The sequence below is a fragment of the Zhenhengia sp. genome (genome assembly GCF_046966505.1).
Taxonomy (GTDB): domain Bacteria; phylum Bacillota; class Clostridia; order Lachnospirales; family Cellulosilyticaceae; genus Zhenhengia; species Zhenhengia yiwuensis.
Genome location: NZ_JBKVCH010000002.1, coordinates 245865 through 260377, shown reverse-complemented (window position 1 = coordinate 260377; position 14513 = coordinate 245865). Strand labels below are relative to the sequence as shown.

At 36.8% G+C, this 14513-nt stretch carries 14 protein-coding genes; 7 read left to right on the top strand and 7 right to left on the bottom strand.

Annotated features, from left to right (window positions below; genetic code table 11):
• Nucleotides 1-3 precede the first annotated feature (3 nt).
• From ACLTBU_RS03725 to ACLTBU_RS03715, 3 genes are read left to right on the top strand one after another with little or no spacing between them, the layout of a single operon-like run.
• On the top strand, nucleotides 4-645 hold the full coding sequence (locus ACLTBU_RS03725) for a site-2 protease family protein (RefSeq protein ID WP_412217592.1): 642 nt from the start codon (nucleotides 4-6) through the stop codon (nucleotides 643-645).
• A gap of 12 nt (nucleotides 646-657) precedes the next feature.
• A complete protein-coding gene (locus ACLTBU_RS03720) occupies nucleotides 658-1524 on the top strand; it encodes a S66 peptidase family protein (RefSeq protein WP_412217590.1) in 867 nt (288 codons plus the stop codon).
• Between the two features lie 46 nt (nucleotides 1525-1570).
• The gene (locus ACLTBU_RS03715; RefSeq protein WP_177670488.1) at nucleotides 1571-1888 is read left to right on the top strand and encodes a DUF1540 domain-containing protein; all 318 of its coding nucleotides are present in this window, start codon (nucleotides 1571-1573) and stop codon (nucleotides 1886-1888) included.
• Nucleotides 1889-1949: 61 nt separating this feature from the next.
• Here the strand turns inward: ACLTBU_RS03715 and ACLTBU_RS03710 are convergent, their stop codons facing one another.
• Genes ACLTBU_RS03710 through ACLTBU_RS03695 form a run of 4 tightly spaced genes read right to left on the bottom strand, consistent with a single transcriptional unit; the run spans nucleotide 1950 to nucleotide 6480 of the window.
• Nucleotides 1950-3119, bottom strand: a complete 1170-nt coding sequence (locus tag ACLTBU_RS03710) for an amidohydrolase (RefSeq protein WP_177670490.1) — start codon at nucleotides 3117-3119, stop codon at nucleotides 1950-1952.
• A gap of 60 nt (nucleotides 3120-3179) precedes the next feature.
• On the bottom strand, nucleotides 3180-3980 hold the full coding sequence (locus ACLTBU_RS03705; protein WP_412217587.1) for an ABC transporter permease: 801 nt from the start codon (nucleotides 3978-3980) through the stop codon (nucleotides 3180-3182).
• Between the two features lies 1 nt (nucleotide 3981).
• Nucleotides 3982-4929, bottom strand: coding sequence for an ABC transporter permease (locus ACLTBU_RS03700; RefSeq protein WP_412217585.1), 948 nt, complete (start codon nucleotides 4927-4929; stop codon nucleotides 3982-3984).
• Nucleotides 4930-4944: 15 nt separating this feature from the next.
• On the bottom strand, nucleotides 4945-6480 hold the full coding sequence (locus ACLTBU_RS03695) for an ABC transporter substrate-binding protein (RefSeq protein WP_412217583.1): 1536 nt from the start codon (nucleotides 6478-6480) through the stop codon (nucleotides 4945-4947).
• A 185-nt stretch (nucleotides 6481-6665) separates the two neighbouring features.
• Between ACLTBU_RS03695 and ACLTBU_RS03690 the strand changes: the two genes are divergently transcribed.
• The 4 genes from ACLTBU_RS03690 to ACLTBU_RS03675 all read left to right on the top strand — a co-directional run bounded on the left by ACLTBU_RS03690 (nucleotide 6666) and on the right by ACLTBU_RS03675 (nucleotide 9753).
• The gene (locus tag ACLTBU_RS03690) at nucleotides 6666-7181 is read left to right on the top strand and encodes a hypothetical protein (protein ID WP_412217581.1); all 516 of its coding nucleotides are present in this window, start codon (nucleotides 6666-6668) and stop codon (nucleotides 7179-7181) included.
• Nucleotides 7182-7403: 222 nt separating this feature from the next.
• The gene (locus ACLTBU_RS03685; RefSeq protein ID WP_337530578.1) at nucleotides 7404-8066 is read left to right on the top strand and encodes a pentapeptide repeat-containing protein; all 663 of its coding nucleotides are present in this window, start codon (nucleotides 7404-7406) and stop codon (nucleotides 8064-8066) included.
• A complete protein-coding gene (locus ACLTBU_RS03680) occupies nucleotides 8059-9300 on the top strand; it encodes an aminopeptidase P family protein (protein ID WP_337530577.1) in 1242 nt (413 codons plus the stop codon). Before ACLTBU_RS03685 ends, ACLTBU_RS03680 begins: the two co-directional genes overlap by 8 nt.
• Before the next feature lie 12 nt (nucleotides 9301-9312).
• Nucleotides 9313-9753 carry a hypothetical protein gene (locus ACLTBU_RS03675; RefSeq protein ID WP_249331811.1) on the top strand — a complete coding sequence of 147 codons (441 nt, stop codon included), beginning with the start codon at nucleotides 9313-9315 and terminating at the stop codon, nucleotides 9751-9753.
• A 415-nt stretch (nucleotides 9754-10168) separates the two neighbouring features.
• Here the strand turns inward: ACLTBU_RS03675 and ACLTBU_RS03670 are convergent, their stop codons facing one another.
• From ACLTBU_RS03670 to ACLTBU_RS03660, 3 genes are all read right to left on the bottom strand, one after another.
• Entirely contained in the window at nucleotides 10169-10705 is a 537-nt protein-coding gene (locus ACLTBU_RS03670) for a 50S ribosomal protein L25 (protein ID WP_412217578.1), read from the bottom strand.
• A gap of 86 nt (nucleotides 10706-10791) precedes the next feature.
• On the bottom strand, nucleotides 10792-12648 hold the full coding sequence (locus tag ACLTBU_RS03665) for an ABC transporter ATP-binding protein (protein WP_412217577.1): 1857 nt from the start codon (nucleotides 12646-12648) through the stop codon (nucleotides 10792-10794).
• On the bottom strand, nucleotides 12629-14506 hold the full coding sequence (locus ACLTBU_RS03660; RefSeq protein WP_412217575.1) for an ABC transporter ATP-binding protein: 1878 nt from the start codon (nucleotides 14504-14506) through the stop codon (nucleotides 12629-12631). The genes ACLTBU_RS03665 and ACLTBU_RS03660 overlap by 20 nt, the downstream gene beginning before the upstream one ends.
• Nucleotides 14507-14513 lie beyond the last annotated feature (7 nt).

The window sequence follows — 14513 nt, the reverse complement described above, 5'->3', positions numbered from 1 at the left end:
AAAATGAGTGAAATAGAAGATTTACTTTATACAATACCAGCAGTCCTCATAGCCATTTCAATGCATGAATTTGCTCATGGCTATGTATCTTATAAGTTAGGGGACCCAACACCTAAGCAGTCTGGAAGATTATCATTAAACCCTTTTAGACATTTGGATTTAGTAGGAACCTTATGTTTAATGTTCTTCCATTTTGGATGGGCAAAGCCTGTCATGGTTAATCCTTATTATTATAAAAAGAGGAAAAAGGGCATGCTCTTGGTAGCACTAGGTGGACCTATTATGAACTTCTTTATTGCTTTTATGAGCTTATTGACGATGGGGCTTATGATCAAAGTAACAGGTGGCTTTATCACAAGTAGCTTAGTAAGGATGGTGTTTAATGGGCTTCAATATATGGTGATTATTAATCTTGGGTTAGGTGTTTTTAACTTAATTCCAGTTCCGCCATTAGATGGTTCTAAAGTATTAGGTGCAGTGCTTCCGGAAGATAAATATTTTAAATATATGCAGTATGAAAGATATGGTTCACTTATTCTAATCCTTTTATTAGTTATAGGTGTGATCAGTGGCCCACTTAGTTTTGTAACCAATCTCCTTCATAATGGAATGGTAGAGATAGTGAGTTTAATTTTAAGAATTTAAGAGGTGATTGAAATGTCATTACTGAAAAAAGGTGATAAGGTAGGCCTTGTAGGATGTTCAAATCCTCAAGCTTTAACTTATAAAATACGTATTGATGAACTTATACAAGAATTAGAATCATTAGGACTTAGGGTGGAAATGAGTCCTTGCATTTATGAAAGAGAAGATGGCTTTAATGGAACAGCTAAAGAGAAGGCAGAGGCTTTTATGGCGTTTTATAAAGATCCAGAGATTCAAGCTATCTTTGACCTTTCAGGTGGTGATTTAGCGAATGAAGTATTAGAGTACCTCAATTATGAACTTATGAGGAATTTACCACCTAAAGCTGTATTTGGATACAGTGATTTAACAACTGTACTGAATGCCCTTTATACTAAAGCAAATATTAAACCTTATTTATATCAAATTCGATTTTTAATCGGCTCAGAGAGAAGGCTGCAAAAAGAACGTCTTCGAAAAAGTCTATTTGAAGGTCAAGATGATTTATTCAGCCTGGATTATAAGTTTGTACAAGGTGAGAAATTAGAAGGTGTAGTAGTTGGTGGGAATATTAGATGCTTCTTAAAACTAGCAGGGACATCTTATATGCCAGACTTTAAAGATAAAGTCCTTCTTTTAGAAAGCTATAGCGGAGGGCCTATGCAAATGAGTACTTATCTTAATCAGTACAAGCAGTTAGGTGTATTCAAACAGATTAAGGGGATTTTGCTAGGAAGCTATACTGTAATGGAACAGGAGCATTTCTTACCAACGATAGAAGAACTTGTTCAAAAAATAGTGGATGACCCTACTATGCCAATCGTTAAAACTTCTCAGATTGGTCATAATATGGATTCAAAATGCATTAAAATAGGTCAGCCTATTTACCTGGAAGTATAAAAGAGACCTTTAAAGTTCATAATAGCTTTAAGAAGGAGGTCTGACCATGCCAACAATTAATTGTTCTGTAGAATCTTGTGTTTATAACAAAGAAAAGATATGTGAAGCTGAAATTCTTCAAATCGGAGGAAAAGGAGCTAACTGGACAGAGTCCACTTGTTGTGAGACTTATAGAGATAGTGATGACGTTCATAATAATGTAACGGAAGCAGGCGAAACAGAAGAGATTCTATGTAAAGTAGAAACATGTGCTTACAATGTCAATAAACATTGTAGTTTAAGTGAAATTGAAGTAAGTAGTCATGGTGATGTAAGTGATTATACAGAAACAGACTGCTTAAGCTTTGAGCGTAAAGTCCTCTAAATAAAAATGGAGCACTATCCGTAAAGGAGTGCTCCATTTTTATTTAGAGGATAAGGAAGGCTTAACACTTTTCAGCTTGATAGACAATTTTACCATTGATAAGGGTATAAAGAGGCTTAGTGAAGATCTCCATAGGATTTCCCGTGAAGATAGCCATATCGGCATCTTTACCGACTTCTAGGCTCCCCACTCTGTTTGCAACACCACAAATTTCAGCTGCATTAATGGTAATAGCACGTAAGCCCTCTTCTATACCTAAGCCTTCTCTTGCCGCTATACCTGCGCACCTAGGAAGATGATAAAGTGGTGTAACAGGATGATCTGTTGTAATCGCAACTTTCACACCAGCCTTATGAAGGAGGCCAGCTGTTTTAAAATCTATATTTTGAGTCTCAATTTTATCACGAGAGGCTAGGCTAGGACCTACAATAGCAGGAAATCCAGAAGCGGCTATATGCTCTGCGATAAGATGACCTTCTGTGCAGTGATCAAGCGTCAAACGCACATCATATTCTTTGGCAATACGAATAGCTGTTAATATATCATCGGCGCGGTGTACATGAGCTTTAAGTGGAATTTCCTTCCTAAGAACGGGAAGCCAGGGCTCCAGTCTAAAGTTCGTTTTAAAAGTATGATTTCCTTGTTGAAGAGCAACTTCTTTATCTTGCTCATATTGCTTAGCTTCGAAGAGAACTTCTCGAAGTAAAGCGGCAGTGGACATACGAGTAGAAGGTAATTTTTGCTTATCCATATAAGTACGTTTAGGATTTTCACCTAGGGCGATTTTCATAGCAGCAGGTTCTTTAAGGACTAAATCATCAATGCACCTACTACCTTTTGTTTTCATAAAAAGGAATTGCCCCCCTACAATATTGCTGCTTCCAGGGCCGACCATAACGGATGTGATGCCCATACGTACAGCATCGTCAAAACCTGGGTCCATGGGATTAATAGCATCTAGGGCACGTAAGTACGGAGTGATGGGGTCCATCATTTCATTGCAGTCTTCACCTTCCATCCCTTTTTTCTGTTCAGAGATGCCAACATGGCAATGAGCTTCTATAATACCTGGCATAACCCAGCAGTTTGTTGCATCTATAATTTGGATATCAGAAGAAGGACAGGTGATTTCACCAATGGCTTCGATTTTACCATTTTTAATAAGAATAGAGCCTTTTTCATAAGAGCGGCCAGCCATAGTGAGAAGCTTGCCGTTTTGAATAAATAGCATAAATCTTTCTCCTTTCTGAGTAAATGAATACCTTTACTAGTATTAAAAACAGAGAAAAATTTATACTCTATTTTTTCTAAGTCCATCAGCTAGTAGGTTAAAGCCAAGTACGATTAAGGTAATCATAATACCTGGGATAATAGCTAGAAATGGAGATTGGATCATATAAGGCTGCGCTTCATTAAGCATTTTCCCCCAACTCGCTAGAGGAGGCTGAAGCCCAAGCCCTAAATAGCTAAGTCCTGCTTCTGAAAGAATAGCAGAAGCAAAGGCTAAGGCGGCTGTTACATAAATGCTCGATGAGAGATTAGGCAAGATATGTATCAGCATAATGCGTGTGTTAGATAATCCGAGAACTTGTGCGGCTTCCACAAAAGTGGCATTTTTATACTGTAAGTAGCCACTTCGCACAACTCTTGTAAAGCGAGGCATATTCATAATGCTTAAAGCAAGGATAATCATACTTACGCTAGGCCCCCAAATAGCAATGAGCATAAGTGCAAGAAGTGTACCAGGGAAAGCCATTTTAATTTCAATAAGTTTCATAATAAGCGTATCGACCATACCACCATAGAAACCAGCTAGGATACCAAGGAGTCCACCTAGGATAAGGGAGATAAGAACTGTACTAAAACCAACTAAAAGCACAACTTGTGAGCCTACCATCATACGGCTTAACACATCACGACCAAACTGATCTGTCCCTAATAAGTGGACTGCAGACGGGGGTTTAAGCTTATTGGCAATATCCATAGCATTAGGGTCATAGGGTGTATAGAAAAGGCTAATGATGGCAATAAGGCTGACAAAACCAATGAGGCTAAGGCCTACAATGAGTTCAAAATTAAGTTTACGTTTCATCTTAGTTATCCCCCTTTACGCGAATACGAGGGTCAATCACACTGTATAACATATCCACAATAAAGTTGAAAACAACAACAATTGTCCCCAGATAAAGCACAAGTGCTTGGATAAGTGGTAGGTCACGGCTGTTAATGGCTGTAATAATTAAGTTGCCAAGACCAGGGATATTAAAAACATTTTCAGTAATAATACTACCACCGAGTATATCAATCACAAGCATCCCTAAAATGGTTACAGTAGGAATAAGAGCATTTTTAAAGATATGCTTACGCACAACCATTTTCTCACTAAGTCCTTTGCCACGAGCTGTCTGTACATATTGCTTAGGGAGTTCATCGAGCATCGCTGTTTTAAGATAACGAATGAGTACAGCACAGGTCCCTAGAGCGATAGAGAGGCCCGGTAGTAATAGACTCTTTAGCCAGCCTATAGGATTATCTGCAAAAGCCACATAACCACTGCTTGGTAAAAGGCCTAAAGTGACTGCAAATAAAAGAACAAGTAAGATCCCCATCCAAAATGAAGGGATCGCAATACCAAGCTGAGATAAAGCTGAAATAACTTTACCTGAAGGGCCTTTATGACTTGCGATAAATAGTCCAAGTGGAAGGCCTATAAGTAAAGTAAAAATAAGTGTAATCAGTGCTAAAGAAGTGGTTACAGGAATACGAGAAAGTAGGAGGTCACTTACAGGCATATGGAATCTAAAAGATTCCCCAAGATCGCCCGTTAAAGCATTACCTAACCAATCTGTATATCGAGTAAGAAGAGGTGCATCTTGATTCATAGACTGTCTTAAGGCCTCTAGTTGGAAGGGGTCTGCGTCGGGACCCAAGATGATTGCAGCTGGGTCCCCTGGCAGTATTTGAAATACCCCAAAAGTGACTATAGAAATTAAAAAAAGTGTTACGACTAAAGAAAGTAGTTTTTTTAGATAAAATGACATGATAATTTCACCTGTTTATTCCCCTACGTAAAAGAGTTTTGTTGCATCAAAATATGGTGCAGGGTATGGCGTATAGCCTTTAAGATTTGGTTTGCTTGCAAGGATAAGGTGTGGATCCATAATATAAACGGCTACGGCCTCATCTGCAAGGAATTGTTGAGCTTGTTTATAAAGAGCAGCACGTTTCGGTGCATCTGTTTCAGTGATAGCTTGTTCTAAGATGGCATCATATTCAGGACTTCTTAAATGATAGAAGTTTTTAGGGTAAGTGCTTTCATAGCGAAGAAAGACTTCATGTGGTTCAAGTTTACCAGAAAGACCAACAAGAGTTGTGTCATAATTACCACCTGTATAAACTGTTTCAAGCCATTGGCCCCATTCAATAAGTTCAATATTCAGTGTAATGCCTACTTTACTAAGCATATCAGCAAGTACTTGTGCTGTATCGACGTGTGTTTGATAATTTGAAGGTACCTTAATGGTTGTTTCAAAGCCATCCTTATAACCCGCTTCAGCAAGAAGTGCTTTAGCTTTTTCTACATTATAAGGATAAGGTTCATTTTGACTTAAATCATTATACCAGAAGCTCATTACAGGGCTTGCATTGGTATAAAGCTTAGTGCCGTAGCCACCTACTACACCCTCTATAATAAGGTCTTTGTTTATTGCATAGTTGATAGCTTGACGTACACGTACATCGTCAAAAGGTTTTTTATCTAAATTTAAAGCAAAGATTTGTACCATATTTTGAGGGAAGGAAGTAATGTTAAAGTCTTTTTCAAGAGCTGGTACACTCATAGACAGAACCTGTGCAATATCTAAATCTCCTGATTTAAGAGCCATAAGGATACTGTTTTCATCTGTCATAATGCGGAATTCGATTTGATCAATCTTTGCCATGCGGTTTGTATCATAATAAGTATCATTGCGATCTAAGACAATTTTTTGGCCTGGTACGTAGCTCTTAAAAGTAAAAGGACCAGTACCTACAGGTGAGCTTGATTGCTGCATATAATCAGCTGGGACTACAGGTTCAATTAAGGTAGATAAGAAAGCTGAAGAAGGTTCACTTAAAGTGAAGGTTAAAGTATCTTCATCCACTTTTTCAATAGCTTTAACAAGCTTGAATTTTGAAGAAAGAATCTCACCACCATTAAGGCCTGCTAAGGTTTTATAAGAGTATAATACATCTTCTATGGTCATAGGATCGCCGTTATGGAAAGTTACATCTGTTCTTATATCAAAAGTATAGGTCAAACTATCATCTGAAATGGTATAGCTTGTCGCAAGTTGTGGAAGGATCTCACCGTTTTCATCAAATCGCATAAGTCCTTCAAAAACATTGTTCATAACTGCATCCGTATCGGATGCTGCTGATAGGTATGGATCTAGATTGTCTGGTTCTGATGGCATTGTAGTTCTTACGATACCGCCTGAAACCGGTTCATTAGCTGTGCCATTAGGAGCCGCTTGGTCTCCGCCGGCATTTGATGAACAGCCTACAGAAAAAACGATTATGCAGGACATCATCAAAGCAAATAATTTTCTCATGATATAGCCTCCTTGTACAATGCGCACATACTTATAGGTAGGTTGCGCTTGTTATAGTGTTTCAATACTTCTTTATTATAAGAAAGTTGTTTTAATCTTACAATAATTTTTTAAAACTGTAACCATTTTATGGAAAATTTAATAGGATAGTAGTAATTAGTATTGATGAAAAGGGGCGTAACATAATGAATGATCAATTAGGTTTAATTGCTATATTGGGTATAAGCTATCTGCTTCTTAATCAAGGAAATAATAACGAAATGACCTATACAAGAGGCGAACAAGATACCAATTATAAGACTTTTAGAAGTCCTTTATATGATATTACATTTAAATACCCTGCTAATTGGATTAAGAACTCTAATTATGAAGAACGTTATGATGGGCCAAATGGCTTTTTTGAAGTCAGTGAGTTAGAATCCTTCGGACGTCCTATTGACCAAGTGGCGAAGCAGGAGATTGATATTCCTATTCAACCTTATGGAACCAATCCAGAGGTTATTGCAACAGAGCTAGATGGAGAACCCGCTAGAATTATTATGCCATCAGCAGACCAGCAGAAAGTATTTGATCGAGAAGTAGCTGTTATTGTGAAGAATAAAAGGCCTGTCTCAGAAAGTAGTGGCATCTATGACTATACCGTTATATGGACGAATAAGGATAATTTGCAAAACTTATTAGATAGCTTTAAATTTCTGTAGTACAAAACAGTTATTAAAATATTACAAAATAAAGGCAGTGACAAATCTTTTACACATCTTATGGAGATGGGGATTATGAAAGAATGGTCACTGCCTTTTTATCTACGTGACTTTTCTTTTAACCTTTATTAGATTATAAAAGAATAGAAAACATTAAAGTTTTATAAAAAATAATGTCTTAGTAATACGAAAAGTGTTAATATAATAAAAGAAGCTATTTGGATGGAGGATAACATAGAGATGCAGCCTTATATACCACCATATCTTGAGACTATTACGATAGACCTAGATGATTTAGAAGATGAGATGACTGTGCAGGGCAAGCATTTAAAGAATCTTTATATTGAGGACCAAGCTTGCCGTAATCTGATTTTTAAAGAATGCATTTTAGAGAATGTAACGTTTAGCGAAAATCGCTTTAAAAAGATTGAATTTAATAATGTTATATTCAAAAAATGTGACCTCTCTAATCAAAATATGGAGGATGCTATCTTTCATAAAAGTAGATTTGAAGAATGTAAGTTAACAGGATTAAGTTTACCTGAAAGTTGTATTCAGTATGTGACTTTTGAAGGGTGTCTTGGAGATTACCTTAATGTAGGCTTTGCTCTTATGAAGGATGTACATTTTAAAGGGTGTGAACTTAAGTTTGCTAACTTTGGTTCTTGTAAGTTTAATAAAGTTGACTTTGATACATGTAATCTGATAGCAGCAGAGTTTGCAGGAACGAAGCTTAATGGATTAGACTTTACAACTTGCCGTATTGATGCACTTAAAGTGAAGCTCCTTGAACTTAAAGGTATTAAAGTTACGCCTGACCAAGCATTAGAGTTTGCGAAGATGTTGGGACTTAAAATAGAAGGGATGGAAAAAAGTAATGAGTGAGAATTTCTTTAAATGTAACAGAAAGAGGTTAGGAGAAAAATTAGAAGATAGAAGTGCGGTAGTACTTTTCTCAGGGCAGCCACCAAAGAAAAGTGCAGATGAAGATTATGCTTTTACGACGAACCGTCATTTCTACTATATGTGTGGAGTAAAAGAGCCGCACATTATGCTTATGATGGTAAAAGAGGGAGATAAAGTTAAATCCACTCTCTTTATTAAAAAAGCAGATCCCTTTATGGAGAAATGGGTAGGTAAGACAATTAGTAAGGAAGATGCCCTTACTGTATCTGCTGTAGATGAAGTGAAATATGTAGAGGATTTTGAAGGTACGCTCCATTATATATTAAGTAGACAAGTCGTTCATCACCTCTACTTAGACTTTGAATTAGAAGGATTTAATGCTCCCCTTACCAAAGAGCAAGTTTTTGCAAATAAATGTAAAGAACGTTATCCATTTATTCAGATTCAAAATGTTCATCACCTTATTAGTTCATTAAGAGTGATTAAAGCACCCTATGAAGTGGATAAACTTAAAGAGGCCATTAAAGTAACGGATGAAGGGATTAAAGCACTTATGAAAAATGCTAAAAGTGGTATTATGGAATATGCACTTGAAGCACACTTTGACTTTGTCCTTAAATGTAACGGCATTAAAGACTTCGCTTTCAAAACCATTGCAGCTTCAAGTGTAAACGGTACTATTTTACATTACTCAAGTAATGATAGTATCATTCCTGAAAACAGCTTAGTGTTATTTGATCTGGGTGCACAATATGATTACTATAATGCAGATATCACACGTACTATTCCAGCCGATGGCAAATTTACAGAGCGCCAAAAAACTTTCTATAATATTGTACTTAAAGCAAATGAAGAAGTAATTAAAGCGATTAAACCTGGTGTACCATTTACCAGACTTAATGAGATTGTAAGAGAAATTTACCTTGAAGAGCTTAAAGGATTAGGTTTAGTAGAGACAATGGAAGATGTAAGTAAATATTACTATCATGGCGTAAGTCATTTCTTAGGTTTAGATACCCATGATGTAGGGGATCGAGGTATGATACTTGAACCAGGTATGGTACTGACAGTAGAGCCGGGGTTATATATCGAAGATGAAGAAATCGGTATTCGTATTGAAGATGATGTACTTGTAACACAGGATGGATGTGAAGTACTTTCAAAGGATATTATTAAGACTGTAGAGGATATAGAGGCTTATATGCAGTCATAAAAGGAGACTAATATGAATAGAGATAACCCAACTAAAACAAGACTATTTTATGCAGCAATTGTAGTAAGCAGCTTACTTAGTGTAAGTATTGCCTTACTTTATAGACAGGTCATTCCAAGTATACCGTTTATTGTGCTTACAGCCTTTATAATAGGTTTTGCCACAAAAGAAAAGCTCTTATTTACAGGTATAACACTTATACAAAGTTTCTTTATGGGGATGGCTTTACAAGATATACTTTGGAGTGTAAGATGCATGGTGTTTTTTATGACTTATATGGTCTTTGGTATGTGTGCAGGAGTGCTCATTAATAAAGCTAAAAATTACCATGATGGGGCATGGGCGTTGCATCAGAAGAAGTATCCTTTTCGTATTTTTGTTTGCATTTTAGTAGCACTTATTTTACTTGTAGGGGGATCTTATAGCTATTATCTTTATTTTTCCGTTCTATAATATAAAGGGACTGTTACATGACTCATTCGTGAGCTATGTAACAGTCCCCTTTTTATTGGTAGATATTCCTTAGTTGAAATTTATGTAGATCAGAGATGGCCTATTACCACCTGCTAAGCACTAATACGAGGAGTGAGTAGTACTATGCCCTTTGCCTCCGGCCCCATACTAGGAAAGGTACAGGGATATGGGCTGCTCCTACGTAGGCTTCTTTACGGAGGCGTGCTTAGGTGATAATACTCTGTAAGCTTCCTTCGAAGGAATGTCTAGAAGCTCTTAATGAAGAGGGTGTGCATGGTATTTAGCTTGATGTTTGAGCGTAGCGAGTTTCAAGCGTTCATGCACCCATCAAGTTTAGAGATTCTTGACATTCTGTAGGGAGAAGCTGGAAGAGTAGTATCACCTAACTTTAAACTTATTGAATAGTAGCTACAATAGTATTTGGATGAAGAAGCATTTCTGTTTTATGAGGGAGTTCCAAATCGCTTACAAAGATTTTTGAGCCTTGTTCAAGATTGCTTGTATCCACTACAAAAGCTTCTGGTAAGACATCGACAGGTCCTTTAACGGGAATTTTAGTAACAGCTTTCTCCAGGATGTATTTCTTGCTACGAAGTATTTCAATACCTTCAAAATTCATAGGAATTTGCATTTTAATTACTTCACCAGCTTTAACAAATTGGAAGTCTACGTGAAGAATTTCTGTATGTAAGCGATCTGTTTGGAAGTCACGAAGTACACAGTCATAAATTTGACCATCTAGTTCAAGTTTGAAAATCATGGTTGTTGTATCATTAATAATGTTTTGAAGCATAGGAAGTGCTATTTGAATAGGGATAGAATGGGTGAGAGATTGTCCATACATAATCCCTGGAATCATCCCTTTATGGCGAAGCTCAGCTAAACTTTTTTTAGAATCTCTTGGCATAATTGTAAAAACTTTTGATGACATGTAAAATCCTCCTTTTTCGTATCGTACTACTTTATATGTACGAGCCTAAAGGAGGATTTATGCTTAAAATTTTAAATTATAAGGTATTAAGTATAGTACTGAGCCTGAGCATTCCAAAGCTCATAATAAAGGTCAGCTGTATCTTCTAGTAAGTCTTTATGCTTACCATATTGGATGAGTTCGCCTTGATCAAATACAGCAATTTGATTACAAAAACAGCAGCTTGATAAACGGTGGGAGATATAGATGGCTGTCTTATCTTGAATCATATCATTAAGTCTAGCATAAATATCTGCCTCTGCAATCGGGTCAAGGGCTGCTGTTGGCTCATCTAAGATGATGAATGGTGCATCCTTATAAAGCGCACGTGCTATAGCAATTTTCTGAGCCTCCCCGCCGGATATTTCTATCCCATCTTCGGAGAATTCATTGTAAAGCTGTGTATGAAGGCCATCAGGGAACTGAGCCATGCGCTCTTTAAGACCTGCTTGGTTAATGCACTCAGTAACTTTTCCTTCTTCGTAATCCGAAGCGATTGCTACATTTTCGCCTAAAGTAAAGGAGAAAAGTTTAAAGTCTTGGAAGACTACAGAAAAGGCTGCTAAGTAATCCTCATACTTATAGTCTTTAATATTAATGCCATTTAATAGAATTTCACCTTCAGTAGGGTCATAAAGCCTACAAAGTAACTTAATAAAAGTTGTTTTACCTGAGCCGTTCTTCCCGACAACAGCGATTCTTTCGTTGGCGTTAAAGCGTATAGAAATGTTTTTCAGACTATAGTGTTCACTGCCAGGGTATTTAAAGCTTACATTTTTAAATTCAATAATAGCATCTTTAGCTGTTTTAGCCTCAAGAGGTAAATTGCCGCTTTCTTTACGGTTAGGTAAATCTAAGAATTCAAAGTACCAAGTGAGGTATTCACTGTTTCTTCTCATTTCTGTTAGGAAGTAAAGGAAGTCTGAAAGATTTTGGCCAAGCTGTGTCACAGCACCTGTATAAAGCACGATATTCCCTACGCCAAAAGCACCAGTAAGTGCTTTTAAACCTACAAATAAGTAAGTGACAAGGGTGACAAGTACTTTTAGGGCACTTTCGGTGCACGAAAATTTTGTATCAAGCTCAGGTAAGATTTTACGCATATTAAAGATTTTATCTAAATGGAAGCCTAGTTCTTTTTCAATAAGCGCTTTTTGATTATAAAGCCTAATGTCTTTACCTGCATTATATTCTGTAGCGAGTAGGAAACTAAAGAAATGTTCGCTATTATAATGAGGTGCCAGTTTATCCGTAATCTCAAAATATTTTTTATTTATAATAGAAGCATTTCGAGTTGAGTAATAAATAGTTCCGCCAATAAGCAGGCATAGTAAAATAGCAGCAAAAGGTGAATTTACAAGCTGACTAAGCTCGCTGCTTTTAGGACTTCTTGCCTTTAGCATCTCTGCCACTAAAGCAACGGAAAAGATAATAGAAAGTATGCTTGATGTAATCCAGCGTATTTGATAAACAAGTGCGATAATACCCTTATAGTAACGATCACGTTCAAGTTTTTCACGCATTTGACGTATTTTTACATCATCCATATCAGCATAGTCAAGTTCATAGCCTTTGTTGGATAAATCAAGTTCTTTTTTGTGTCCTAATACGTACTGCAACGTATCAAGCATTTGGTAAAGGAAGTTTAAGATAAGTCTGCATAGGAAAGTAAGGACTACAGTAAGAATAGCTAAATAAAGAATATGCTTGATATCACGTGCTGGCAGCGTGAGCTCTGTAATGATCAGTGATGAAAAATACATACCGATAAAAGGATTAATAGAGGCAAATATACCAGCAGAAAAGGAAACAAGAAGCATATAAGGTTGGAGTCTATGGATGGTTTTAAGCCCCCTCCAAATAAGTCGCCCTTCTTTTTTGAGGTCAGCAAATAGATTCTTCATGCTCATCTTCCTCCTCTTGTTCTTTATAATATTGTGCTTGAATTTCAAACATCTTGGCATATTTTTGCCCAAGTGCTAGAAGCTCTTCATGACTGCCTATTTCAACGATTTCTCCATTTTCAATTAGGATAATACGGTCACAGAATCTCGTGCTTGCTAATCTGTGAGAAATGAAGATGGAGGTGGTATGCGCGGTGAGTTCATTGTATTTAAGATACATAGCATTTTCAGCAATAGGGTCAAGAGCTGCTGTAGGTTCGTCCAAAATCATAATGGGAGCATTTTTATAAAGGGCTCTAGCAAGCATCAGTTTTTGCTGCTCACCACCAGATAGCTGAATAGCCTTTTCATTAATATCTCGTACAAGTAAAGTATCTAGACCATCAGGAAGCTTAGCAACAACTTCATCCATACCTGAAAGGCTAAGACACTCTAGGAGCCTTGCCTCATCCACCTGATCTTTGTCACAAAGTGTAATGTTTTTGACAATAGACATAGGTAAAAGGCGTACATCTTGGAATACAGGTGCAAATAGATTATAGTAAGTTTGTTTATCATAGGCAGTAGAATTACAATCGTTGACTTTTACGGTGCCTGTAGTGGGGGTGTAGAGTCCGCATACCAGCTTAACAAAGGTTGTTTTTCCAGCCCCATTTGCGCCTACAACGGCTATCTTTTCCACAGGCTTAATCAAGAGATTAATATTTTTTAGTGTTGGAGTGTCCTCGCCTTCATAACAGTAAGACACATTCTCAAGTTCTATTTGGCAAGGTGTAGGATTAGAAGCTATACAAGATGCAGCTGTTTCATCCAGAGTTGATGTACGTATTTTGTTCTCATATGTAGAGGTCGTATCTTCTTCAAGCTCTAAATAAGAGCGGATATCACAGAGATTAAAATTAATTTTATTCGCTTTAGAGAAGCTTTTAATAATCTCCATACACCAAGAAGAAAAGCCTGATATAATGCCAAAATATAGAACAAAGTCCGCTACGGAAATGGTATTTTTCCAAATAAGATAGATAAGGTATCCATAGGCAAAGCCATCACGGAGTAAGACAAAGAGTGCTTCAACTCCATTGCCTAAATAGTAGAGACCTTGCATGGTTACTGTCCATTTAATACGCTTAGCCATGAAATTTTTAAAAACATCCCCAAACCATTGTTTCATGTGATAAAGACGAATATCTTTGGCGCAGTCAAAGGAACCTGACTTATAAGTTAAATAAGCCAGTTTTACGTCTAATTTAAGCCAGTTATCTCTGTTTTTGAAAACCCATTTATTAATCGCCTTATTAACAAAGAAAGTGATAAAAGTACTTGCTATAATAAGAACTGTAATAAGCGGATTTAAGGTACTTAGAATGCCTGTATAAACAGTAAAACCAAGGATATTCCCCAAAAGTGTTGCAAATAAAATAGGCATAGCCTGGAGACCTTCTTCTTCCCCATTTTGAATCATTTCAAAAACTTTTTTAAACATAACCTGTGTACTTGGTCTGTCAATGACCTCATAAGAGACATTCATAGCTTTCTTAGACATAGTCGCCTTCATATAACTCATAACCTTTTGATGATGAAGTTCCATTCTAGCAGCAATGAATTGCTGAAGGACCGAGAGTATAAGCATAGAAAGCGTAATAAATAAGACACCTGTGATCATATACAGAGGTGCCTTGGAGTCTTCTATTGCTGATACAATAACTTTAGGTAGATACACACTACATAAAGGGAGCAGTAAGATAACAGGCACGTTGCCGAAGATATAAAAAAGTATAGAACGGTCACAGTGCCACAATGTGCTTACTGCAAAGAGCGTATTGCTCATAAAGCCATATTTAGGTTTTTCTTTTGTCATTTATTCA

Excerpts from the sequence above, each read along its gene's own strand:
- ACLTBU_RS03725 (WP_412217592.1), top strand. The coding sequence starts at position 4 with ATGAGTGAAATAGAAGATTTACTTTATACAATACCAGCAGTCCTCATA.
- ACLTBU_RS03720 (WP_412217590.1), top strand. The coding sequence starts at position 658 with ATGTCATTACTGAAAAAAGGTGATAAGGTAGGCCTTGTAGGATGTTCA.
- ACLTBU_RS03715 (WP_177670488.1), top strand. The coding sequence starts at position 1,571 with ATGCCAACAATTAATTGTTCTGTAGAATCTTGTGTTTATAACAAAGAA.
- ACLTBU_RS03710 (WP_177670490.1), bottom strand. The coding sequence starts at position 3,119 with ATGCTATTTATTCAAAACGGCAAGCTTCTCACTATGGCTGGCCGCTCT.
- ACLTBU_RS03705 (WP_412217587.1), bottom strand. The coding sequence starts at position 3,980 with ATGAAACGTAAACTTAATTTTGAACTCATTGTAGGCCTTAGCCTCATT.
- ACLTBU_RS03700 (WP_412217585.1), bottom strand. The coding sequence starts at position 4,929 with ATGTCATTTTATCTAAAAAAACTACTTTCTTTAGTCGTAACACTTTTT.
- ACLTBU_RS03695 (WP_412217583.1), bottom strand. The coding sequence starts at position 6,480 with ATGAGAAAATTATTTGCTTTGATGATGTCCTGCATAATCGTTTTTTCT.
- ACLTBU_RS03690 (WP_412217581.1), top strand. The coding sequence starts at position 6,666 with ATGAATGATCAATTAGGTTTAATTGCTATATTGGGTATAAGCTATCTG.
- ACLTBU_RS03685 (WP_337530578.1), top strand. The coding sequence starts at position 7,404 with ATGGAGGATAACATAGAGATGCAGCCTTATATACCACCATATCTTGAG.
- ACLTBU_RS03680 (WP_337530577.1), top strand. The coding sequence starts at position 8,059 with ATGAGTGAGAATTTCTTTAAATGTAACAGAAAGAGGTTAGGAGAAAAA.
- ACLTBU_RS03675 (WP_249331811.1), top strand. The coding sequence starts at position 9,313 with ATGAATAGAGATAACCCAACTAAAACAAGACTATTTTATGCAGCAATT.
- ACLTBU_RS03670 (WP_412217578.1), bottom strand. The coding sequence starts at position 10,705 with ATGTCATCAAAAGTTTTTACAATTATGCCAAGAGATTCTAAAAAAAGT.
- ACLTBU_RS03665 (WP_412217577.1), bottom strand. The coding sequence starts at position 12,648 with ATGAAGAATCTATTTGCTGACCTCAAAAAAGAAGGGCGACTTATTTGG.
- ACLTBU_RS03660 (WP_412217575.1), bottom strand. The coding sequence starts at position 14,506 with ATGACAAAAGAAAAACCTAAATATGGCTTTATGAGCAATACGCTCTTT.